This is a genomic window from Streptomyces diastatochromogenes, assembly GCF_002242805.1.
GTDB classification, from domain to species: Bacteria; Actinomycetota; Actinomycetes; order Streptomycetales; family Streptomycetaceae; genus Streptomyces; species Streptomyces diastatochromogenes.
The window spans coordinates 1-270 of the sequence record NZ_MCGQ01000114.1; the positions used below are offsets into that span (position 1 = coordinate 1).

Annotated in this window: 1 protein-coding gene; it reads right to left on the reverse strand. The window is 77.4% G+C overall.

The window, feature by feature from the left end:
• A partial coding sequence (locus BEK98_RS50645) for a LysR substrate-binding domain-containing protein (protein ID WP_244202306.1) occupies positions 1-270 on the reverse strand: 270 nt, incomplete at both ends.

Consider the following 270-nt stretch of genomic DNA (forward strand, 5'->3'; position numbering starts at 1 on the left):
GGGGTGGGATGGGGGGAGGGCGATGTCCAAGGGGTCGGCGAGGAGGGGGAGGCGGGTGAAGCGGGGGTCGGCCGCGCTCGGGGCCTCGGCGGCGAGGGAGAGGGCCAGGTCGACCTCACCGGCGGAGAGGAGGTCGTAGGCCTCGGCGGCTTCGGCCTCGCGGACCCGTACGGTCACGCCCGGGTGCGTCGCCCGCAGGGACCGCACGGACGGTACGACCAGGGCGGGCACCGCCGTGGAGAAGGCGCCGACCCGCACCTCGCCCGCCTC